The sequence below is a fragment of the Clostridium algifaecis genome, assembly GCF_017874415.1.
GTDB classification, from domain to species: domain Bacteria; phylum Bacillota; class Clostridia; order Clostridiales; family Clostridiaceae; genus Clostridium_B; species Clostridium_B algifaecis.
This window is the reverse complement of sequence record NZ_JAGGLM010000001.1, coordinates 371,717-395,988: the sequence shown is the minus strand read 5'-3', so window position 1 is coordinate 395,988 and position 24,272 is coordinate 371,717. Positions and strand designations below refer to the sequence as shown.

General features: G+C 30.7%; 24 protein-coding genes. 10 read left to right on the top strand and 14 right to left on the bottom strand.

Going from position 1 to position 24,272, the window contains the following annotated elements; all coding sequences use genetic code 11:
• Nucleotides 1-33 precede the first annotated feature (33 nt).
• Nucleotides 34-1,365: a stage V sporulation protein B gene (gene spoVB, locus J2Z42_RS01980; RefSeq protein WP_209700677.1), complete on the top strand. Its 1,332-nt coding sequence runs from the start codon at nt 34-36 to the stop codon at nt 1,363-1,365.
• Nucleotides 1,366-1,395: 30 nt separating this feature from the next.
• On the opposite strand, the gene J2Z42_RS01975 is transcribed toward spoVB, so the two are convergent.
• From J2Z42_RS01975 to J2Z42_RS01910, 14 genes are all read right to left on the bottom strand, one after another.
• Entirely contained in the window at nt 1,396-3,000 is a 1,605-nt protein-coding gene (locus J2Z42_RS01975) for a putative polysaccharide biosynthesis protein (RefSeq protein WP_209700676.1), read from the bottom strand.
• 21 nt (nt 3,001-3,021) lie between these two features.
• Nucleotides 3,022-3,981, bottom strand: a complete 960-nt coding sequence (locus J2Z42_RS01970) for an RluA family pseudouridine synthase (protein WP_209700675.1) — start codon at nt 3,979-3,981, stop codon at nt 3,022-3,024.
• A gap of 272 nt (nt 3,982-4,253) precedes the next feature.
• Nucleotides 4,254-5,393 carry a M20 metallopeptidase family protein gene (locus J2Z42_RS01965; protein WP_209700815.1) on the bottom strand — a complete coding sequence of 380 codons (1,140 nt, stop codon included), beginning with the start codon at nt 5,391-5,393 and terminating at the stop codon, nt 4,254-4,256.
• A gap of 58 nt (nt 5,394-5,451) precedes the next feature.
• Nucleotides 5,452-7,563: a cell division protein FtsA gene (locus tag J2Z42_RS01960; protein WP_209700674.1), complete on the bottom strand. Its 2,112-nt coding sequence runs from the start codon at nt 7,561-7,563 to the stop codon at nt 5,452-5,454.
• A gap of 293 nt (nt 7,564-7,856) precedes the next feature.
• The gene (locus tag J2Z42_RS01955) at nt 7,857-8,156 is read right to left on the bottom strand and encodes a hypothetical protein (RefSeq protein WP_209700673.1); all 300 of its coding nucleotides are present in this window, start codon (nt 8,154-8,156) and stop codon (nt 7,857-7,859) included.
• Between the two features lie 139 nt (nt 8,157-8,295).
• Nucleotides 8,296-9,195, bottom strand: a complete 900-nt coding sequence (locus J2Z42_RS01950) for a prenyltransferase (RefSeq protein ID WP_209700672.1) — start codon at nt 9,193-9,195, stop codon at nt 8,296-8,298.
• Nucleotides 9,196-9,234: 39 nt separating this feature from the next.
• On the bottom strand, nt 9,235-10,947 hold the full coding sequence (locus J2Z42_RS01945) for a methyl-accepting chemotaxis protein (protein ID WP_209700671.1): 1,713 nt from the start codon (nt 10,945-10,947) through the stop codon (nt 9,235-9,237).
• A gap of 219 nt (nt 10,948-11,166) precedes the next feature.
• Nucleotides 11,167-11,514: a four-helix bundle copper-binding protein gene (locus tag J2Z42_RS01940; RefSeq protein WP_209700670.1), complete on the bottom strand. Its 348-nt coding sequence runs from the start codon at nt 11,512-11,514 to the stop codon at nt 11,167-11,169.
• Nucleotides 11,515-11,604: 90 nt separating this feature from the next.
• Nucleotides 11,605-11,898 (bottom strand): ferredoxin family protein, encoded by a 294-nt coding sequence (locus J2Z42_RS01935; protein WP_209700669.1) that lies wholly within the window; start codon nt 11,896-11,898, stop codon nt 11,605-11,607.
• Complete coding sequence (locus tag J2Z42_RS01930; protein WP_209700668.1) at nt 11,898-13,193, bottom strand: FAD-dependent oxidoreductase; 1,296 nt, start codon at nt 13,191-13,193, stop codon at nt 11,898-11,900. Before J2Z42_RS01930 ends, J2Z42_RS01935 begins: the two co-directional genes overlap by 1 nt.
• Nucleotides 13,194-13,197: 4 nt before the next feature.
• Complete coding sequence (locus J2Z42_RS01925; protein WP_209700667.1) at nt 13,198-14,451, bottom strand: FAD-binding protein; 1,254 nt, start codon at nt 14,449-14,451, stop codon at nt 13,198-13,200.
• Nucleotides 14,439-15,248 carry an electron transfer flavoprotein subunit beta/FixA family protein gene (locus tag J2Z42_RS01920; protein ID WP_209700666.1) on the bottom strand — a complete coding sequence of 270 codons (810 nt, stop codon included), beginning with the start codon at nt 15,246-15,248 and terminating at the stop codon, nt 14,439-14,441. The genes J2Z42_RS01925 and J2Z42_RS01920 overlap by 13 nt, the downstream gene beginning before the upstream one ends.
• Nucleotides 15,249-15,388: 140 nt before the next feature.
• Nucleotides 15,389-16,756, bottom strand: a complete 1,368-nt coding sequence (locus J2Z42_RS01915) for a sensor histidine kinase (RefSeq protein ID WP_209700665.1) — start codon at nt 16,754-16,756, stop codon at nt 15,389-15,391.
• Nucleotides 16,756-17,439 carry a response regulator transcription factor gene (locus J2Z42_RS01910; RefSeq protein WP_209700664.1) on the bottom strand — a complete coding sequence of 228 codons (684 nt, stop codon included), beginning with the start codon at nt 17,437-17,439 and terminating at the stop codon, nt 16,756-16,758. Before J2Z42_RS01910 ends, J2Z42_RS01915 begins: the two co-directional genes overlap by 1 nt.
• 237 nt (nt 17,440-17,676) lie before the next feature.
• Here J2Z42_RS01910 and menA point away from each other — a divergent pair, with 237 nt between their 5' ends.
• From menA to J2Z42_RS01865, 9 genes are all read left to right on the top strand, one after another.
• Entirely contained in the window at nt 17,677-18,570 is an 894-nt protein-coding gene (gene menA, locus J2Z42_RS01905; protein WP_209700663.1) for a 1,4-dihydroxy-2-naphthoate octaprenyltransferase, read from the top strand.
• A gap of 20 nt (nt 18,571-18,590) precedes the next feature.
• Entirely contained in the window at nt 18,591-19,211 is a 621-nt protein-coding gene (locus J2Z42_RS01900; RefSeq protein WP_245331422.1) for a CPBP family intramembrane glutamic endopeptidase, read from the top strand.
• Between the two features lie 87 nt (nt 19,212-19,298).
• The gene (locus J2Z42_RS01895) at nt 19,299-19,589 is read left to right on the top strand and encodes a hypothetical protein (RefSeq protein WP_209700661.1); all 291 of its coding nucleotides are present in this window, start codon (nt 19,299-19,301) and stop codon (nt 19,587-19,589) included.
• A 29-nt stretch (nt 19,590-19,618) separates the two neighbouring features.
• A complete protein-coding gene (gene ubiE / locus J2Z42_RS01890) occupies nt 19,619-20,335 on the top strand; it encodes a bifunctional demethylmenaquinone methyltransferase/2-methoxy-6-polyprenyl-1,4-benzoquinol methylase UbiE (RefSeq protein ID WP_209700814.1) in 717 nt (238 codons plus the stop codon).
• A gap of 24 nt (nt 20,336-20,359) precedes the next feature.
• The gene (locus tag J2Z42_RS01885; RefSeq protein ID WP_209700660.1) at nt 20,360-21,196 is read left to right on the top strand and encodes a polyprenyl synthetase family protein; all 837 of its coding nucleotides are present in this window, start codon (nt 20,360-20,362) and stop codon (nt 21,194-21,196) included.
• Nucleotides 21,197-21,202: 6 nt separating this feature from the next.
• A complete protein-coding gene (locus J2Z42_RS01880) occupies nt 21,203-21,718 on the top strand; it encodes a TQO small subunit DoxD (protein WP_209700659.1) in 516 nt (171 codons plus the stop codon).
• Nucleotides 21,719-21,785: 67 nt separating this feature from the next.
• Nucleotides 21,786-22,325, top strand: coding sequence for a FixH family protein (locus tag J2Z42_RS01875; RefSeq protein WP_209700658.1), 540 nt, complete (start codon nt 21,786-21,788; stop codon nt 22,323-22,325).
• Nucleotides 22,326-22,343: 18 nt separating this feature from the next.
• Complete coding sequence (locus J2Z42_RS01870) at nt 22,344-23,738, top strand: 4Fe-4S binding protein (RefSeq protein WP_209700657.1); 1,395 nt, start codon at nt 22,344-22,346, stop codon at nt 23,736-23,738.
• Nucleotides 23,739-23,884: 146 nt separating this feature from the next.
• A complete protein-coding gene (locus J2Z42_RS01865) occupies nt 23,885-24,193 on the top strand; it encodes a hypothetical protein (protein WP_209700656.1) in 309 nt (102 codons plus the stop codon).
• Nucleotides 24,194-24,272 lie beyond the last annotated feature (79 nt).

Below are 24,272 nucleotides of genomic sequence, written 5' to 3'. Positions count from 1 at the left end.
ATTTTGGCTTTAATTGCCTGTACAGGAGTTATTATGAAAAGAGACAGATTTTTAAAAAGTTCACTTATTTTAATTTTTTCAAACCTGGTTACAAGTATATTTGCTTTTATATTCTCTATATTACTTTCAAAATATCTAGGAGCAGAAGGCATGGGGTTATATGATCTCATAATGCCTGTATATGATCTTTTCATCTGTTTGATTTGCGGCGGAATGGTAACTGCTATATCGAGAGTATCGGCTATATATTTCTCAAAAGATGATTTTTCAAACCTGGACAGTTCCATCTCAGTTTCTCTATTATTCGATGCCATATTTTCTTTAATTATAATATGTTTTGTATTCGTAAATTCAAAATACATAGGTATGAATATAATAGATGATATAAGGTCAGTACATTCTATCCAGGTTATATGTCCTGCTATGTTTTTTATATCACTTTCTTGCATATTTAAAGGATATTTTTATGGAACATCCGATGTAAAAATTCCGGCACTTATAGATGTTTTTGAAAAATTTCTGAGGATTATAATAATAACCAGTATAGTAAGTATTTTTGCCTTGAAGGGTGTAAAAAATACTGTAACGGCAGCTTATATAACACTAACTCTAGGAGAACTTATAAGCCTAGTTTCACTCTACAGCATATATAGGATAAAAAAAAGAAAGTATAAAATTCAATTAAATTATGAACCTGATAATATTCAGCTTTTATTCAATATTTTGGTTGTATCTTTTCCACTGTGCTTGAATGGTTTTTTATCTACAGGTTTATCAGCCGTATCGGCACTTATAATACCAAGAAGATTGCTGCACTGCGGTATAGACTATACACTGGCACTTTCCATGATAGGCAGGTTTAAAGCAATGGCTTTTAGTATTGTATTTTTTCCAACAACAATACTTAATTCAATATCCATAGTTTTAATTCCGGATCTCTCAGAAAAATTAAATTCAAAAGATTATTTTGGAATGGAAAATAGAATATCACAGGTCTTAAAAGTATCTATATTCTTAGGCATAGGTACAATGATAGTGTGTTTATTAGTTCCAGACTATCTAGGACAGCTTTTTTATAGCAGAAATGATATAGGAAAATATATAAAATTTGCTTCACTGTGTGCCCCTGTAAGCTTTGTTTCAAGTTCAGTTTTTGGAATTTTGAATGGCATAGGTAAACAAAATATACTTCTCAGGAATTCCATTATAGTATCTGTAGAAGAACTTATACTAATATACATATTAACAGGTATATCCTCTATAAATATATATGGATGCGCAATAAGCTTGATCATAACATCCCTTACAAGTTTAATTTTAAATATGCACGAGCTTATAAAAAATAACTTCTATAATCCTTTTTAGAAGTTATTTTTTACCGAAGATAAATAATTATTAATTTATCCTGCTTAATATAAAATTTGGTATGAGCTTTGTTATTTTTTTAGGCATACGTTCCATATCCTTATTTGTTATTCCTCCTATTACAGCTAATACAAATATATATGTTAAAATTCCAACTAATATTGCTGCAATAGTGGAAAGAGCATTTGGAATATATCCAGTACTTATAAAACCCATTAATGTATCTAGTACATAGTATACTGTAAACACAAGTATACCCATTGCAATAGATGAAATTAAAGGCTTTATAGCATGTGTCACCATATTTACATTTACTTCTAATGATTTTTTAATCATAATATGATTTAAAATTATAGGTATTGCGTATCCTACAATACTTCCAGCCACAGCTCCTAATATGTTTATTCTAGGTATGGCAATTAAAATATAATTTACAACTATTTTGCACGCTATTCCTATAACAGAATAAATAGTAGCAGAATATAGTTTTCCAAGACTCTGCAAGATTGTAGTCTGTATCTGCATTACAGACATGAATACAAGAACCGAAGAACCACATGCCATTATATATGAGCCGCCTCTGATTTTTAACAAATCAAATATAGGTTCACTTAAAATAGCAAGTCCTACTGCACACGGAACTGCTATCAAGAAACAAAGCCTAAAAGAATAATTTATGCTGTTTTTTACCCTTGTTTTATCTTTAATAGCTGCAGCCGCCGATATCGCCGGCAGTATTGCCGCGGAAAGTGATGAAATAATCGCAATAGGCACATTTAAAAGCTGCTGATATTTAGAAAGATAACCATATAATATAGTTGCACTGTCATCTGTAAGTCCGCCAGCCATAAGCCTTACTTTGGTATTCATTACATCCACTATATTTCCTGCATAAGTCATTCCTACACAGAGTGTAATAGGTACACCATAGTTTATAATTTTCCTTACAATCTGTTTCCTGCTAAGTCTCTTTATATTTTCATTAAAATTATTTTTTACTATAAATCTGCTGCTTTTACTATAACAAAACATCAGAAACGAAGCAGATGCAAGTGCACCAATTGAAGTACCTATAGTACTTCCTGCGCATCCCGTCTCCACACCGTATCTCATAAGATATGCTGCAAATATAAGTGAAAATACAATGTTCAAAAGCTGTTCTATAACCTGGGATACAGCAGTTGGTGTCATATTTCCCTTTCCCTGGAAATATCCTCTATAGGCTGATGCTACAGCTGTAAATAAAATAGCAGGTGACAGACACACTATGGATAAGTAAGCTTTTTTATAATGTGTTACACTTACAATAGGCTCTGCAAAAGCAATTAGAATAATCGACATAACTATTCCTATCATAACGAGCATAAATCTAGCTATTTTAAAGCTTCTCACCGCATCCCTATAATTTTTTACAGCATTTAATTCAGATATAAGTTTTGATATGGCAACAGGTACACCTGAATTAGCAATTACAAATATAAAAGCATATATCTGATAAGAAGCACCATATACTCCATATCCAACATCTCCAATTATATGTATTAAAAATGGAATATATAAAAGTGATAAAACCTTTGTAATCATTCCTGCTGCCGAAAGTATAGCAAAACCTTTAGTTGTTGATTGTTCATTCATACTAAAACTCCCCATCAAAGGCTAAAATTTTTCGAAAATATCCTTTTTTATCTTTTTAAATATAGGCGGCAATGATGCAGTTATAGTTTTATTTTCCATATAACTAAGTTCTTCATCACAATTTTTAAAATGCAGTTTATATGCATATAGATATTGATAATCAAGCCCATATTTATTATAAAAAAAGCTATTTGTTTTTACTTCTCCATATTTTAAATCTCCTATGATAGGATTACCTATATGGGCCAAATGTGCTCTGAGTTGATGACTTCTTCCCGTAATTAATTCAAGTTCCACAAAAGAATAAAGACCGCAGGATTTTATATTTTTTACTTTCATAGATATCTCTTTGGTATTTTTACCCGGTCTATCAAATACATTAGATAAATTTTCTGCATTATCCTTATGTATATAAGCTTTATATAAGCCATCTTTTATGGTTCCCTTTACAATTGCTTCATAATATTTGCTTATGTATCTTTCCCTTATCATCTCATTTAGCATTTTTAAAGATTCATAATTTTTCCCGTATATAACCATTCCAGAAGTATTTCTATCCAGTCTGTTACATGGAGAAGGCTTAAATGTAACAGATTCTTTAGGATCATAATCTCCCTTGTCATACAAATAGGAAAGAACATAATCAGTTAAAGTAGGATCTTTACTTTTGCTATCTGAATGTACAAGTACTCCCGGCCATTTCTCTACAATTATCATATTTTTATCTTCATAAACTTTTTTTAAAAATCCACTATCTACAGCTTTAATCTCATAAACTTCTCTTTTAGACTCAATATATGATGCATCAACAATATCCCCTTCTTCAAGGAAATATTTTTCTTTTTTCTTTTTTCCGTTTACTTTTATGTCGCCCTTCCTTATAGCTTTGTATATTGCTCCTAAAGGAACATCCTTTAACCATTTTCTTAAAAATTTATCTAATCTCTGTCCAGATTCATTTATCCCTATTTCAATTTTCATCTATTCACTGCCGCCATAAACGTTCATAATTTATATGTATCAGCAGTACCTCCTTATCTATTCTTATTTTAATTCAACAATTAATTATATAATACTATTCTAACCTAAATCAACATAATAAAATATCTTTTATACTATTTTTCACTTTAGTCTAAATATTACTCCAATATCTAATTTATTCTACAATAATTTTATCAGATTATAAAAAAGATATACTTAAATATAGCACTTTAAGTATATCTTTTACATTTAACAATATTTTATGAATTGACTTACTTCAAAAAATCATATACTGCTTTACATTGAATCGCAACACCAATAGGTATACAATCCTCATCCACATCAAACAAGTTTCCGTGAGCTGGATGATCAGTTCCTTTACTTTTGTTTCCGCTTCCTAAATAGTAGAATGCGGAAGGTCTTTCCATAGAAAAATATGCAAAGCTCTCAACTCCCATACTTGGACTTTCCAAAGTGATTATATTATTCTGTTCTATGATTAAAGAAGCAGCAGAAACTACGTCTTTAATTGCAGCAGCGTCATTATATAGACATGGATAACTTTCCTCTATGTCTATGGTGCAACTTCCTCTCATTGATTTTACTATTCCTTCTGTTATCTCGCGCAATCTCTTTTTTACATATTCCCTATGTTCGGTTTTCATTGTTCTTATAATACCAGATATTGTAACTTCATCAGGTATTATATTTTGGGCAGTTCCACCGTGAATTGAACCTATTGTAAGTACTCCGGCATCTGTTGGAGGCAGTTCTCTGCTTATTATTTCCTGAAGAGCAACAATAACATAACTGCTCATCAAAACAGGATCTATTCCAGTATTTGGTCTTGCTCCATGTGCACCCATTCCCTTTATTTTTATAGTAAAAGGATTAGAAGCTGCATTTACTACACCATATCGTACTCCTATTTTTCCGGTTTCAATGCCTTCTTCAACATGGAGACCTATAACTCTATCTACATGAGGATTTTCAAGCACCCCTTCTTTTATCATAACTTTAGCTCCACCTGTAGTCTCCTCCGCAGGTTCAAAGAATAATTTTACATTTCCCTTTAATTGATCTTTTATACTATTAAGTATTTTGGCAGCACCGAGAAGTATAGTTGTATGTGCATCATGCCCACAAGCATGCATTTTTCCTTTGACTTTAGAGGCATAATCACATTTTTTCATATCCTGAATAGGAAGTGCATCCATGTCTGCCCTGAGTCCTATTGTTTTTTCTCCATTTCCCCTTATTATAGCACATATGCCACTGCCTGCTGATTCAACATATTCTATGCCTTCATTCTTTAAAAATTTCTTTATTTTTTCCTGAGTTCTGCTCAAATCATAATCAAGCTCCGGATGCATATGAATATCTCTCCTTATGTCAACAAGTTCATCCTGCATATCTTTTGCTTTCTTCAAAAAGTTTAATTCCACTTAGAATACCTCCAAAATTTATATTTTAATTCCACCCTATTTCAATTACATCGCCTTCTGAAAGTTTATCATAATACCCTGCATCTTTTCCATTTAAATGAAGATACAAGCTTCCTTTAGGATGTGACAGATCAAATTCTATATGATTGAATATATCTACAAATATATAATTATCCTTTCCTTTTAAAACCAGAGTCTTTCCATTTGCAACTACTGTAATTTCATTATTTTTATTTAGTATAGCTTTATCAATATTAATTTCTTTAATTTCTTCTTTTTTATCTACTTTTTCTTTTTCTTGATTTGTGTCTGTATATTCAATAGGTTTTTCCTCTATTTTAGGCTCCTCTTTATAAGAATCACTTTCTTCATTTTCTTCATTTTCTTCATTTTCTTTGGATATTCTATATATCCTGTCTCCCTCTTTAATCACATATTTGTCATTCAATTCTTTTCCATCTAAATAGTATACAAATTCATCATTGAAATCCACAAAATATTTTTTATATTCTCCAAGTGTCTTTGGAAATATTATATCAACTTTATCATTTTCTTTTATATAAGAGTCAATCTTAACTTTTTTATCATTTATGTATGCAACTGGTTCCAAATTGTCTATTATATCATTTATGAAGAAGCTAACAGAATATCCTTTATTAACATAATCTATTACTTTTGGTTCTGCATTTTTACCATTTACAGAATAAGTAAGTTCTATGTTGTCCCCTTCTTTTACTTTTTCATCAATGCTTTTATTGAATCCATTTACGGATATTTTTGCATTACAACCCATTGTGCCAAAAGCCACTCTTTTTATTCCATTTAAAGTAAATCTGATATTTTTTCCATTTCTGCCTATCAAAACTTTAGGACTTATTCCTGCCTGCATCATTACATCCATAACAGTGTGCCTGTGAGAATTGAAAAGACTTATTACAACTCCATTCAGCATTATATCTATAAAATCATGTCCAAGCCTTTTTATTGACATAAGAGCAATTCCAAGAACTGTAACTCCTGTACTTTCAAGAGAATCGTCCATGCACTTGCAGGCTTTTACAGAATCTCTTCCCTTTATTGCTATCCTCTGGACTGGAATATTCAAATCCTCTGAAAGAAATTCTTTAATTTTAGGTGTGTGTGCCCCTCCACCAACTAAAAACACTGCATTTGGAGATTTGTCACCATTTAAGCTTATCATTTTATCTGCTATTTCATCTGCTATTTTTTTCACTGTAGGAGTTACTAGCTTTATAACCTCTTCACCTGATATTTTGTTTTCAATTCCAAGTACGTCAACATAACTTATTTCATTGTTTGTGCTGCATTCCCTTTTTATTTTTTCTGCTGTATTAAATTCTACAAGATAATTTTGTGCTATAACCTCTGTAACCTCATCTCCAGCTTTTGGAACCATACCATAAGCACTTATGGTATCATTACTGCTTATAGCAATATCCGAAGTCCCTGCTCCTATATCAACTAAAGATAGATTCAACAGCCTCAAATTTTTAGGCACAGCTGCTTCCATTGCAGCTATAGGCTCAAGTGTCAAGCTTATAACTTGAAGTCCAACTTTTTTCATGACAGAATAAAGACTATCCACTACAGATCTCGGTAAAAATGTAGATATAACCTCTGCCGATATTGTTTCACCCTTCTGAGAAAGTAAATTTCCTATTAAATATCCATTCAAGTAATAGTTTTTTACACTGTAGCCTACGCAGTAAAGCCTCCCTTTCGTTTCTTTGTTTACCTTATTCTCCGCTGCTTTAACTGCTGTTAACTCCAAACTCCTTATAGTATCTTTGTCAATTTCCTTGTCATAGTCGATCTTCATATCTTCCTTGGTAATTACAGTTCTCAGGAATCTACCTGCTGCAGCTATAGCCACATTTTCCATTTTCATATTTAAGTCCTGCTCTATTTTTTCCTTTATAATATTCACTGTACCTGCTACAAGTTCTATATCATGTATTTGCCCGTCTATCATTGCCCTCTCTTTGTGTTCAAGGCAATGTTCGGATATTACATTAAATTTTTTATCTTTTACAACTCCAGCAGTACCTATTACAGTACGGGTACCTATATCTAATGCAAATATTACATCCTGCTTGTTAAGTTTAGTAGTCTCCATAATATTTACCTCTTTTTCTGTAATTTAAAAATCATATTATTATAGATTATAATTTTAAGTCTTACAAATATTATAAGTAATTATAAAATATTTGTAAACTGACTGAGCGGGCTAATATAAACATTTACCAAATTGCAGTTTTAAATTTTATCATTATATTAAGTCTAAAATAAAATTTACAGCGGTGGAATAAATTCCACCGCTGCTATACGTTGATAAAAGTATATTAAAATTTTTTTATGATTATTTAATATAAAATAATATATAAAAAACTTGGATCAAAATTTGTAAAGTTATTCTGATAATTTTAAAATGCCGCCATTCTCCTTTATGTAAGGAAGAGTTTTCAATATTTCGTATACATATTTCTTACCCGAGTTTTTGGATTTTAAAATATCTTCCTTATCAACTTTATCAAGGCACACTATATTACACCAAAAGTCAACAAAATCCTGTTTTGTAACAAAATGTGTATTGGATTCATCTTTTATTATAAAACCATTATTAAAATTTTCTATTATATCAATATCATCAATTTTATTATTTGATAAAGTATAGCATACATCATCCCACATTTTTTTAAATGCGATCACAATATTACCTCCTAAACTAACAATATTTTAAAATTCGTGTATCTTATATACATAGTATATCATATTTATATAAAATAGTATATCACATATTTATATAAAAGCTGTTAAAGCAAAAAAATTTTCTTATTTTATTGTTAAATTATAATCCTATTTTGAACATGATAGATATTAATAATCCAACAATCACAGCTAAGTGATATTTTAATCCAACCGTACCTATAAGCCCCATTGTTTTTCCTTTTGTAAAAATACTCTTATCATAGGACAAAAAATTAGAAATTGACTTATAAGGAAATAGTAAAATAACATTTACTAACACAACAATAGGATAAATGCCTATCATTATTAAAATAACTGTTAATACAAGCAACATAATTACATTAAAAACCCATAGCTTCTCAGAATTCTTAATTCCTATCAGTATTGGTAGTGTTTTTCTGCCAATTTTTCTATCTTCTTTCATATCGCTTAAATTATTAGATAGCAATATGGTACCAATAAAAATTGCAGTAGGAACTGCTATAAGCACCGTATTTAAATTAAATATTCCGGAATGAATATAAATAACCGTTGTCGTTATACCTATTCCCATGGTTACTCCAGATATAATTTCGCCTATTGGAGTATATGAAATAGGTAAAGGTCCACAAGCATATAAAATTGAAATAATCTCACCAATAATTGCAATTAATAAAATATAATAACTTGTTTGGCTAGCTATAAAAATACCAATTAGAAAAGCTATAGATTGATATACAAATATAATACCTAAAACTTGTTTTGGAGTAATCTCACCACTTACCAGAGCCTTTTCATTTCCTTTTTCTTTGTTATCTGCTCCACCTTTAAAATCAAAATAATCATTAATCATATTAGTAGCACTTTGAATCAATATCATAGAAATTAATAATAATATAAGATAAATAATATTAAACTTTCCAAAAGCATACCTTGAATAAACCGTACCTAGAACTACAGGAACAATTCCTGCAACAAGAGTTTTTATATCCATAAGCTTTATTATTGTATGAAAGCTCATTTTCTCACCTCTGTTTTCTTTAAAAATATTAGTTAAAATTTATATTTTAAACTTCTGTACTAAACTATTCAATTCTTCAGCTAATTCTGCTTGCCTTTGAGCTGATTTAGATACTTCTTCAATTGCATAACTTGTTTCACTAACACTATTTAGTATTCCTTCAGAACTTGATGCAGATTGCTCAGCTGTTGTTGATACATTTTCAATAGCTGAACTAGTCTGCTCTATAGAGTTTACTATTTGTAACGTACCACTGGATATTTCCTCTGACATATTTTTTATAAAAGCAGCATCTTTCTCATATTTTTCTGATATTTCCAAAAACAATTTATAATCTGGATTCACATTATTATCAATAAAAGCCAGTATATCTTGCGTATTATTAGATAAGTTACTAAATGCTTCATTTACCTGTTTTATGACATTTTGAATACTTGAAACATTACTTGATGACTGTTCTGCAAGTTTACGTATTTCATCTGCAACTACTGCAAATCCTTTTCCCATTTCTCCTGCTCTTGCCGATTCAATAGCAGCATTAAGTGCTAAAAGATTAGTTTGAGAAGCTATATTTGCTATGGAATCTGCCATAACTTTAATTTTCTCAACAACTTTTCCATCTTCTATAGCCTTAACTATATTAATTTGTTTTTCTTTATATATATTTTGAGATGCATCAATAGCCTTTAGTCCTTTGTTCTTTATTTCAGTTGCACGAGCTTGTACCTCATTTGATGCTTTATCTCCATCACTAGCTTTATTTGAAAGCTCTGTTGTATTTGAACTTATCTCTTGAATTGAAGCATTTACTTCTTCTGAAATCGCGCTTAAATTTTCTGTTCCAGATGATATTTCCCTAGTTGATTCGTTAATATTGGACATCTTTACAGATATTTCTTCTATAGTTGTAGATATATCTTCACTAGAATTGCTCATGTTAGTAGAACTTGAACTTATTGTAGATATTAATTTATGAGTATTTTTGGCTGCCTTATTTAAAGCTTCCGAGAGTTTACCAACTTCATCATTTGCACATATATCAATTCTTTTAGTCAAATCTCCATTTTCTAAAGCATCTGCAAATAAAAAAACTTTATTTATTCTTTTTGATAAAGATGTTGATATTAGTATTCCTAGCAGTATAGCAATAATAAAACCAAATATTACAATAGAAATCATAGTATTTAATGCTAATTTGTATATTGAATTATTAGATTCATTAGCATCTTGAGCCTCTTTTAAATTCAAATTTATAAGTTCATTAATAACGTTAAAAGTCTTTTGTCTTGCTTCTAATACTGTATTAAGTTTCAATTGAGCTTCATCATATTTATCTGAATTTATTAATTTCATAAAATTTTTTCGTGCCATCATGTAACTATCATGATTTTTATTAAATTGAGTTAATAATTCTTTTTCATCGCCTGTTGCATTAGTATCTTTAAAATCTTTTGATATAGTCATATCTTCTTCTGTTAGCTTATCCATTTCATTTTCTATTTGCTGCTTTTTTAATGAATCTTTTGTAGTTAAAAGAGATATTAGATCCGAATGTATTTGCAGAAAATTTTCTTTTAAAGCCCCTACTTTTCTTATATGTAATAGATTATCTTTATACATTGAAGTTGAATTTGTATTTATCTTTTTTATTTGTAATATCCCTATAGTACCTAACGTTGCCATAAGAATTGATACCAATAAAAAGCAGCTTATAAGTTTCGGTGCAATTTTTAAATTATTAAATATCTTCATTCTTACTCCTCCATACACATACATTAATACTTACTTATGTTGATACATATTTTTTATTATATATATTTATTATGTAGATTTTATGGAGGTAGTTGCATAAATTAATAAAAAGTAACTTAATTGGTTATCCATATGATTAATTTATATAGTAGTGTTTTATTCACATTTATAAAAAACAGTCAATAACCAACAAAGTTACTGACTGTTTTTTATAAGCTGTTACATTGAAGCCATTCTTCTACATTCATCAGCGCATGTACGACATTCTTTTGCACATTTTTGGCAATGCTCATCTTTAAACATCGAACATTCTTGTGCACATTTATCACAGATTGTAGCACACATATTACAATGTTCTTTTACAAATTGTCCATTCATAGACATAAGCCCTGCTGACATTTCACACATTTTTGCACATTCAACTAATATTTTCACACAGCTTTTTCTTGCATTTAAATCAGGTTCATTAATACATGCCTCAAAGCATTCATAGCATGCTTGTGCACATCTATCACATTCATCAATACATTTCTGATATTTATTTGATACCATTGTTGCAACTCCCATTTTAAAACACCTTCTTTATTTTTTGTTTTACACAAAAAATATTATGTGCAAAGGAATACATTTATATACTTGTATAATATTATAATTCTGCTATGCCAATCTAAACTGTATACCAAAACCTCCCCTTGGGAAGTTCCAATCAATATTATTATAAGGACAAATTATACGACAGGCTCCACATTCAAGACAACCTTCATAACAAACAGTAACATGTCCATCCTTGCATTCATAAACACGAGCTGGGCAAATAAAAGTACATATCTTTTCCTTACAATTATCACATATCTTCTGATCCTTTATAGTTAAATGAGGAAGTGTGTCTGCATTATAAGTATTTAAATATAGATTATCATCAATATTAACTTTTACTTTTGTATCTTCCATTATTTCATCGCCCTCCATATTTTAAACCCATCTATACCCATACTTAATAAAGATTTTCCACCAATTATGTGTTTAATAGCTAACTTTTGTTTTTTTCTTTTTGATACTCCATCTACAGTAAACATTTCACTCATTACCTTGTTAGCTGCCGGTATATAATGATTAAAAAACTGTGGATTTTTTTCCATGGTTTGAGATGCATTTTTATATTTTTTCAGATCTTTCATAACATAACTTTCTTTAAGCAGCTCTTGATAATGTGAAAGTGTCTGTTCATTGAATTTACCTAATTTCTTAGCCTGTATAATAGTCTTTGCAGCAAAACGTCCAGATGTCATTCCTAAATTTGATCCTTCTCTATGAATACCGTTAACAAACTGTGCTGCATCACCAATCACTAAAACACCATTTCCTACTAATTTAGGTATACTATTATATCCTCCTTCTGGAATTAAATGTGCATAATATTCATTTGCTTCACTTCCTGCAATTAAAGGTTTTATAACAGGGTGCTGTTTTATATATTCTAATAATTCATAAGGCTTAACATTTCTCTTGCTCATCTCAGAAAGCAAAGCTCCGCAGCCAATAGATATATGTTCCTTATTGGTATAGATAAATGCTGTACCTACCATTCCTAAGGTTCCATCGCCAAACATTTCTATAGTTGCTCCCATACCTTTGTCCAAATTGAATCTTTCTTCAATTTTATCTGAAGGCAGTTTTAATTCCTCCATAACTGCAAGAGCTACCTGATCCTTACGCCATTCTTTATGAAATCCAAGACTTTTAGCTAATAATGAGTTAACACCATCAGCAAGAACAACTACATCAGCATAAATATCTCCCTCTGGTCTATCTGTTCTAACTCCAACAACTTTATTATTTTCTATAATACATTCCTTTACAACAGTTTCATTGATAATTAAAGCACCAACTTCTATACATTTTTTTGAAAACCATTGATCAAACTTGCTTCTGAAAACTGTAAAATTATTATATGGAGGCTTGGACCATTCCATTCCTCTATACCCTGTCTTTACAACAGAATCTTTACCCAGCAGCCAAAAATTTTGCTCAACAATAGGACGTTCAAGAGGTGCTTCCTTCCAGAACTCTGGAATAATTTCATCCATCATATGACGATATAATACCCCACCCATAACATTTTTTGAACCAGGGTATTTACCTTTTTCAATAACAATAACATTAAGACCTTCTTTTGCCATTACATATGCTGCTGCAAGTCCTGAAACGCCAGCACCTACAATAATAACATCAAATTTTTCAGTCAATCTTTTAAACCTCCTCCGTAATTGTACATAAATCCTTGAAACTATTAATTAATTTAGGTAATACTTCAAAAACATCTCCCTGTATTCCATAAGTAGCCAACTTCATCATTTCACATTCAGGATCTATATTTATACAAACTATAGTTTCTGCTCCCTGAATTCCAACAGTATGCTGTATTGCACCTGAAATTCCTATAGCAAAGTATAGCTTTGGAGATACGGTTTGACCTGTCTGCCCAACTTGACGTTTATGATCTACCAATCCCTTCTCTACCGCACCACGACTTCCTGCCACTACTCCTCCAATGACTTTTGCTAGTTCCTCCAGCAATTTAAATCCTTGTTCATTTTGCACACCTCTCCCGCCGCAAACTATAATTTTAGCATCCTCAAGTTTTGCATTTTCTGACTGTTCCTTAATAATTTCCAAAACTTTAGTTTTAAGAGATTTTTCTTCAATTTTAAAAATCTCTTTAACTACAGAGCCTGTTTTATTTAACTTAGATTCTGGCATCTGCATAACTCTTGGTCGAACAGTAGCCATTTGAGGACGACATTTTTCACATACAATAGTAGCCATTATATTTCCTCCAAAGGCCGGACGACTGGCAAGTAGTATTCTTTTATCTAAGTCAATGTCCAGCCCGGTACAATCTGCTGTAAGTCCAGTTTTCTTTGCAGTTGCAACGGCACCAGCTAAATCCCTACCTGTAGTTGTTGCTCCCATTAATAATATTTCCGGTTTATACTTATCTATTAAATAGCAGAAAGCTCTGCTATAAGTTTCAGCTCTATAGAAATGAAATACTTCATCGTCTATAACATATATGACATCTACGCCATATGAAAAAAGCTCAGATATTATAGTTTCAACTTTATCACCTAATAAAACTGTACATACTTTTACCCCTAATTTCGAAGCAAGCTTTCTTGCAGCACCAATAAGTTCAAGAGTAACAGAAGCTAATTCGCCTTCCAATTGTTCTACAAAAACCCATACATCTCCAGTATGCTTTTCTAACTTTGAAACTTTGTTATCTTCCTTAGTGTCATTCTGTAGGCTATTATTAGGTTTCTTTTTACTGCTTAAAATACTTAATGCAGAAATTGGACATACTGATACACATTTCCCACATTCAATACACTTTTGTTTACTAACTACTAGTTTACTTTCTCCATTAATCTCTAAAGCATTGAATGGACAACTTGGGATACATGATTCACATCCAATACAGGAATTTGAAATTATAACTGCCATCTAACTATCCCTTCTTTCAAGCTATCTGTAAGCTGTTTTACCATTTCATCAACATTGCCCTTTAATAATTTTCCTCCAGACCTTTTTGCTGGGGGAAATATACGTCGAACTGAAGTTGGAGAACCTTTAAGTCCTAACTGACTCATATCTGCTTTAAAATCATTAATTCCCCAAACTGTTGATTTATAACGAGCCGCTCTAATCATACTTGGTAATGGAGAATAACTTAAATCGTTTATATCTTTTTCCACTGTAATCAAACATGGAAGCTTTGATTCAACAACTTCGTAGCCATTATCAATTTTTCTGTGTACTATAATAGTATTACTTTCTAAATCTAATGACTTTACTTTTTCTACATAGGTTAACTGCGCTATTCCAAGTCTAGATGCGATACCTGGCCCAACTTGAGCAGTATCTCCATCTATAGCCTGCTTTCCACAAAACAACAAGTCAATAGTCTCTTTCTCTATTATTTTTTTTATCCCCATTGCAAGTATATAACTTGTAGCCAGGGTATCAGAACCAGCAAAGGCTCTATCTGAAAGAAGATATCCTTCATCAGCTCCCATTTCAATACACTTTTTAATAACTTTTTCCGCTTGTGGTGGTCCCATTGAAATTATAGAGACCTTACCTCCAAACTTATTTTTAATTTTTACAGCTTCCTCTACTGCATGTGCATCATAAGGATTAATAATTGTAGGTGCACTTGATCTATCTAATGTATTTGTTTTTGGATCTATCTTAATTTCTGTAGTATCAGGTACTTGTTTCACACAAACTAAAATATGCAAGTATACAACAACTCCTTCAATCTTTTATTTAAAATTATCATTTGCAATTATCTTTCATTGTTTGTGCTCTATTATATAAGTCTCATATGAAGAAAAGATGAAGATTAAATAATTAAAAAATTTATTTTAATGTGTAAATATTAATCAATATCTCTAAATCGTATAGTAAATGCAGATCCTTTACCTACTCGGCTTTCAACAGCAATAGACGCTGAATGTAGAGTTAAAATATCCTTTACTATCGTTAATCCTATTCCGCTTCCCTCAATTTTATTTCTACTCTTGTCTCCCCTATAAAGTCTTTCAAATATAAAAGGTAAATCCTCCCTGCTAATTCCAATCCCAGTGTCTCTTATACTGACAATAATATTTTCTTTATCTCTAGTTAAGTTAATCCAAATTTTTCCTCCATAATTTGAAAATTTTACTGCATTAGATAAAAGGTTAATAAATACCTGTTTTAATTTATCTGAATCACCAATTATACTGTAGTCTTTGTCTGGTCTTATATTGTAAACCAGATCAATATTTTTCTCTTTCAACGCAATTGAAAAATCATCACATAATACAGATAACAATTCATCCAATAAAACCTTCTCTTTATTAATAGAAATTGTCTCTGCTTCAAATCTCTTTAAAGTATTCAGGTTATTTAAAAGTTTTCCGAACCTAATAACTTCATCATTTAACCCAGTTAACTGTTCTGAATTTACTGGAATAATTCCATCAATCATAGCTTCTAGGTTATTTTGAAGAATATTCAGTGGAGTTCTTATTTCATGAGATATATCAGATACCAGTCTTTTTCTTAATAAGTCCTGATGATTAAGCTTTTCTCCCAACATATTTATACTACTCTTAAGTTTCTCAATCTCTAGTATGTCTGTTTCTACATCAGTTCTAGAACTATATTCTCCATTAGATAGTTTTACTGACACATTTGACACTTCTCTAATTGGTACTGAAAACTGTTTTGAAATATACAAGCTGATAATTATTACAATAAGAAGACTAAAAAAAATACTTGCAATAATTCCTTTGTTAATGGACAACTTAAAATTAACATCATCAGAAGATAATAATACCGAAGAATATTGACCTATCTGTACATATCCAACAACATTACCATCATATTTAATTGAAAAAGTATTTGTGGTAAAAACTCCTTTTTTACTGTCTAAAGTGTTAAAATGCTCTTTTTCTTTAATATCATTGGGGTCCATCATCCAAACCAGCTTTTTATTTGAATCTAAAAGAGTTAAACAATAATTGCTCATAAATGCTTCATGCTTCATTTCACTTCCCGAATCGGCTGTCCATTTCTTGTCTCTTTTATAAAGCTCCTGAAAATACTGTACTATTCTATCATTTCTTTTATTTTGGTTATTCACCATATATTCATTAAATTTATTATTTATTGTGATATTTACAAAGATAGCAGTTAAAAGTGCCGCTAATATAGAGCAAGCTAAAATTATAATACTTAGCTTTCTCCTAATACTATGCATCAACTTTCACCACCAAACTTATATCCCATCCTTGTAACTGTCAAAATATACTTGGGATTTTTGCTGTCTTCCTCTATTTTTTTTCTTATATTTTTTATGTGAACATCTATTGTCCTGTCAAATCCTTCAAAATCCATACCAAAAACCCTGTCAATTAATTGTTCTCTAGTAAGAACCTTTCCTTTATTTATTGCAAGAGCATATAAAATATTAAATTCATTAGGTGTAAGAGATACTTCTTGTCCTTTAACCTTTACTATTCTACTATCTTTATATATTTGGATGCTTCCATTATCTAAAGATAAGACTGGACTGTTATTTGCCTCTAACCTTCTAAATAGAGAATTAACTCTAGCAACAAGTTCTCTTGGGCTAAAAGGCTTAACTAAATACTCATCTGCGCCTGTATTAAGCCCCTCGATTCTATCTTCTAATGCAGATTTAGCAGTAACCATAAATATATGCACATCAGATTTATCTCTTATAATTTTGCATATTTCTTCTCCCTGAATATCTGGTAACATCAAATCAAGTATTACCAAACTAAATTCAATTGAATCAAATAGTTCTAAACCTTTTAACCCGGTTGTCGAGGTATATACTTCATAACCTTCCCTTTCCAGATATGCTTTTTGAATATTAGATACCTTTTCCTCATCTTCTACTATTAAAATTTTATTCATACCATTCACCTCAAATTTACATTTTTAAAAAACTAATCCTAATATTAATTCTAATAATAGCTGAACTTTGTAAAGATTGTATGTAGATTATACATTTATACAAAATTTATCATATAAGAACCTTTATAAAATCTTCATATCATTAATCTATAGTATATATAAATCAAAAATTTAAATCCACTTCTTTTTAAGAGCACTGTAGGATTAATAGTAACAAATATATGAGGAGGATAAGAAATGAAACAAAAATTTGAAATATGGTTAAGAGCTGCAAGGCCTTTTTCCTTAACAGCCTCTATAATACCAGTTACAATAGGTGCTATATTCGCTGGAAAAGAATCAAATTTTCAGTTTATATACTACCTGCTTTCCTTACTGGCTGCCGTACTTTTACAAGCTTCTGTAAATATGCTTAACGACTATGACGATTTTACAAATAAAGTTGATACAAAAGAATCCGGCTCTTCTAGTGGTGTTATCTTTGAAAATTTATTAACTCCTGAAGAACTGTCTAAAGGAGGACATTTAGTCTTAGCCTCAGGATGTATACTCGGATTGTTTTTATCTTTTCAAAAAGGATTCTTTATTCTAATTATTGGTGCTATAGGGGCTTTAAGTGGTTATTTTTATACAGGTAAACCACTTATGCTAAAGTATAGAGGCTTAGGTGCCCCTTTAGTATTTATAATTTTTGGACCTCTAATGACACTCGGTGGATATTTTGTACAAATTCAGAAAATTAGCACCAGTGTACTTTTGTTATCAATTCCTGTTGGACTTTTAACTACAGCAATCCTGCACGCAAATGACATTAGAGATATTTTTAATGATAAAAAAGCTGGAATAAAAACTATATCTATAATAATTGGAAGAACTAATTCATGTTATATTTACTACTTTTTAATTTCTCTATCCTATATTTCCGTTTTGGCTATGATATATTACGGCATTACCCCTATTTGGAGTTTGCTTTGCCTGGTTACATTGCCAAAAGCATTGAAAAATATCAATAAATTACGTATATCTAATGAATCTAATTCTGAACTTGCTGCACTTGATCAGGAAACAGCAAAACTACAGGGACACTTTGGAATTATACTTATTATTTCAATGATATTTTCTTATATATAAGATAAATGGAGGTATTACCCTTGAACAATAAAAACTATAAATATTTAACTTTTACATTATTTACAGCAGCAATTCTATGGTACTTAATGTTTGTTATAAAACCCTTTAACTTTTGGGTAGAAATGAGTGGATCAATATTACTGTTAATATTAATGGCCTACTTCTCTAATAGAGATATCTTCTCCTTTGGAAAAATAAAATGGAGACATATTTTAATTGGAGTACTCTCAGCAATAGCCTTATACGTGATATTTTATGCAGGAAATATTATATCAGGATATTTATTTCCATTTAAAAATTCTCAAATTTCATCAGTTTATAGTAATAGATCAAATGCTAACCTAAAGCTAATAGGATTGTTGCTATTTTTTATAATTGGTCCAGGTGAAGAACTGTACTGGAGAGGCTTTATACAGAATACTTTAGGTAAACAATTTGGAGAGAACAAAGGATATTTATTTTCAGTTTTATTATACGCAGCTGTGCATATTGCTACAGGTAACTTTATGCTAATTATAGCAGCTTTCGTATGCGGATTATTCTGGGGATGGCTTTATAAAAAAGAGAAGAGCATCATTCCAGTAATTATCTCTCATGCTATTTGGGATTTAACAATATTTGTTTTACTTCCCCTAATGTAATTTTTATAACTTCTTAATTTCTTCATAACTTCTTTATATGTAAACTGTATAATTCAAATAAAATAAAAATTATTTGGAGGGATATATATGAATTGTCATGGAAATAACAAAGAAAAACAAGTAACCCATAAGCATAATTCATTAAAGCATATGCTGCATATGGTTATCTGTTGTGGATTACCTATAGTTATCGTAGCACTATTACCAATAATAACAAAGCTAAGCCCTAGTGCTGGTAGTGTAATTTGGAGAATAACACCTTTTTTGTGCCCAATAATGATGATCTTTATGATGCCAATGATGATGATGGGTAACAATAAAAAAGGAAGTTGCTGCGATAGTAAAAAAAACGATACAAACAGTAAAGAAGTCGTATAGATTTAATTATGAAAGAAGGTATACTGCACATGGTGAATAATGCCATAGATATTCAAAATATTTTTTCCTCTATCGCAGAAAAATATGATAAGTTGAATTCAATTCTTACTTTTAATATAGACAAACTCTGGAGAAAAAAAGCTATACGAATATGTGATTTAAAAATCAATGACAAAGTATTAGATTTATGCTGCGGTACTGGTCAAATGATTGATTATGCCTGCAGAAAAATAGGTAAAAATACTGAAATTACAGGACTTGATTTCAATCAGGAAATGATTAATGTTGGCTATAAGCGACTTAAGCATAGTATAGGAGATTATAAGTACAAACTAATTAAAGGTGATATTTTACAGTTGCCCTTTGAAGATAATAGTTTTAACTATGTAACAATTGCCTTTGGTCTTAGAAACATTAAGAATAAAAACCTAGCTTTATCAGAAATATACAGAATTTTAAAGCCTGGAGGAAAACTAGTTTGTCTTGAGTTATCTAATCCAGAGCTTCCCATTCTCAAAGAATTGCATTCAATATATTTAACCTTTGTCCTGCCCACTATTGGATATATAGGCACAAAAGATAAAATGGCATATTCTTACCTTAAAGATTCTGTCAAGAACTTTATGCCCAAAAAAAAGTTGAAGCTTTTATTTGATGATATTGGCTTTATAAGAACTGGATATATATCTTTAACCGGTGGAATTGCTTCTATTCATTATGGAGTAAAAAAATGTCAACTTTCTTAATTAAAATATATAGGTGGTGAAAAAATGAGCTTCAATGAAATCTCAATCCTAATAATAAAAGAACTTAATCAACTTGACTTAGAATTAAAAAACATTGCAGCAGAATTAGATGAAACTACAAAAGAAAATATACTTAGTTACTTTTTTTCAATCCCAGGCAAACGTCTAAGACCAACATTAACATTTTTATCTGCAGGTTCTATTAGCAGTGAGCTTACTCCATCTGCAGAACATAACTTAATTCAGTTAGGACTGGGTTTAGAGCTTATTCACAGTTCAAGTCTAATTCATGATGATATCATAGATGGCGACTTACTAAGACGTGGTCAAAAAACCTTAAATAAGACCTTTGGAAATAAAATAGCAGTACTTGCTGGTGATACCTTATACTCAAGAGCCTTTACTATTTTTTCAGATACTTTACCAAGAAAATTTTCGCAAGTAATGGGAGCAGTTACTGAATCAATGTCTATAGCTGAAATATTAAATGCTAACAATCCCTCACCAGATCGTGAAACCTATTTTAAAATCATTCTAGGAAAAACAGCCTCCTTTATGAGTGCTTGTTGCAGGCTTGGTGCCAGCATAGCTGATGCTACCGAAGAAAACTCTAATATGCTTTCTAAATATGGTAAAAACCTCGGTATGGCATATCAAATACTAGATGATTATATCGATGAAGATCCCGTTGCAATGAAAAATGTAACTATTGAAGATGCTTTTCAATTTGCATATAATGCTAAAGTTTCTATTGAAAACTTGAAAGACTCAGCATACAAACAAAGCTTAATTATGTTAGTTGACTATATTTTAGATTTTTATAGTCCTAAAGTAAAGAATGTATTAAAGATAGGAGTGTAAATAAAAATGAAATTTTTCCGTGATAAAAGATTTGCTATTCTTTGGACAGTACTTAGAATCTGGCTTGGTTATGAATGGATATCTGCGGCCATTGAAAAAGTATCCAACCCTACCTGGGTTGGAAGCAAAGCTGGAATAGCAATAACAGGCTTTCTAAAAGGAGCACTAGCTAAGGCTACAGGAGATCATCCTTTAGTGCAAGGTTGGTATGCCAGCTTTATTCAAAGCGTTGCTCTGCCTAATGCCAAAATTTTCAGCTATCTAGTGGCCTTTGGTGAACTATTAGTAGGTGTCTCATTAATTCTTGGTGCTCTAACAATTGTTGGTCTACTTGCCGGGGCATTTATGAATCTAAATTATATGTTAGCTGGTACAACTAGCATAAACCCTAACTTATATACTGTTGCTATTTTGCTTATTGCTGCTGGAGCAAATGCCTATGTATTTGGTCTTGATAGATTTATTTTGCCTAAGTTAAGTAAACTTTTTAATAAAAATTCTAATATAAGGATAATGAAATAATTCTATTATCATTACTAATTTCAAAAAACAAAAATATTAAACCAATAATAGAAAGAAGGCATTCAAAATGAAAAACAAACTAATTAAAAGGCTATCAATTATTTCAACCCTAGTTCTAACTTTATCTACATCAGTGCTTGCTGATGGTACTGGAAAAAAGATAGAACAGACAGTTGATGGAGTTAAAGCAGCTCTTATTCTAACAGGAGACAAGGCCAAAACTGGCGAAAATGAGTTAACACTGAAACTATCTGATGATAAGAACAAGCCAATAAATAATGCTGATGTGAAAGTATATGTAGAAATGGATAAAGGCAGCATGGGTGATATGAATATGAATGACTCCAAGCCTGAAACTATCCAATTTAAAAAGGGTCATGAAGATGGCGAATACGTTGGAACTGTAAAATTTAGTGATAAAGGCAAATGGAAAGTTAAAACAAACTTTATGGCAAGTAATGGAGAAAAAATGGCTGATTTTAATGTAGACGTAGTAAGTTCTGGCCCTAATTGGTTTGTTATTGGAGGTTTCTTAGTTGTAATTACTTTAATAATAGTGATTGCTGGGATTACAAAGAAAAAGAAGAAAAAAACTATAAAAGCATAAAAAGCGAGGTAATATTTTATGTCAGAAAAAAAGAAACCTTTAGTTTATGAAGAAAAAACATCCTCATCAGATGATAGAAATCTTTTAAATAATAAAAAATTTGCAAGCTTTATTAAAAGCAAGTGGTATCCTGGTATCTTTCAATGGCCAGTAGCAATAGTTTTTGCATTTATAGTATATCAACTACTCTTTGGACCAGCTGAAGCCCATGATAATTTTGGTACTGCCGGTACATGGGTATTATGGTGGCCTATACTGCCAATTATGTTATTCCTATTAGGTAGATTTTGGTGTGCTATATGTCCTTTTGGACTTCTTAACGATGTTGTTCAAAAATTTGTTGGAAATAACCATCCAGTTCCTAAGTTTTTAAAAAAATATGGAATTTGGATTATTGATGCAACGTTTATTGCAATTACTTGGAGTGATCACGTTTTTGGAGTTGTTGAATCGCCTAGAGGTTCTGGAACACTATTGTTATTGATTACTACTGGTGTAGTATTTTCTGGTGCAATATTTGAACGTAGAACTTGGTGCAGATATTTATGCTTTTTAGGTGGATTATCTGGTAACTATACTAGAACAGGAATGATGGAACTTAGAGCTACTCCTGAAAAGTGTGCCAAATGTAAGGTCTTAGCCTGTTACAAAGGCAGTGATAAAGCCGCTGGGTGTCCTATGTTTGAGTTTCCAAGGGCTATGGAAACCAATGCAGAATGTAATTTTTGTGGAAACTGTGTAAAGAATTGTCCTAATGACTCTATAAGAATATCACAACGTGTACCTACTAGAGAGTTATGGTTTATTCGCAAGCCAAAACTTGAAGAATCTTTCCTTGCTATTGTAATTATGGGTATTGTATTTGTACAAAATATTACCATGGTTGATATATGGAATGGTATCTTAAGTTGGCTTGAACATATAACTGGAACTACAAGCTACTATGTAATCTTTACTATAACATTTATTATAGCAATGTTAATTCCTATAATAATGTTAACTACAACAGGATTAATTGCTAAAAAATTTAATGGAGATTCTGTTAAACAAAACTTTGCTAAATTTGGATATGCCATCATCCCACTAGATCTATCTGCCCATATAGCCCATAACCTTTTCCATCTGCTAGCAGAAGGCAAATCAATTTTTTATACTTTTATGGGATTATTCGGAATAAATATGCAAGGTTCAACAGCAATATTAGATACCCCAACAATACAAGTTCTCCAATATATTTTAATTGTTCTTGGAACTATAGGTTCAATATACACTGCATATAGACTTGCCAAGAGTAATTACGGTGGCAAAAATAGCAAATCTCTAAAGACTTCAATAGTATATGGTTTTTTAATAGTAATACTATGTATTATAAACATACTACTGTTTATGCTTCCAATGTCAATGCGTATGTAGTTTAGATGCTGTCGGAAAATATTTTTCTGATGGCATTTTCTTCATAAAATCTACACATTAATTTTATAAAATATTATTAAATATTATTTCAACAATTTTTTATTATTGATATTGGTATTATAAAATTAATTTGGAGATGATATATTATGGTAAAAATTGATGACAAAGCTTTGAATTATGTTCATGGTAAAAATCTATGCTTTGTAGTATCTATAAAGAAAACATCGATAAATTGTGATTGTGGTAATTGCAATACTGATGTCAAAACTCCTAAAGTTAAAGTTTTATTTGAAACTGAAGTTTGGGACAAAGAACTATATGACATTTATAAATATCAAGATGTCAAAATATTTGTTTCAAAAGATTTAAAAGTTGCTGGTGATATAAACGTTTATCAAAAGCCAAAAATACCTTTTTTCCAACCTAAATTTGGGATTAAAGGTATCCAAGCATAAGACTATAACAACACTATAAAAAGACTGTCTGATTTTAGAACAGTCTTTTTATAATATATTAATCATCAATTATAAATCT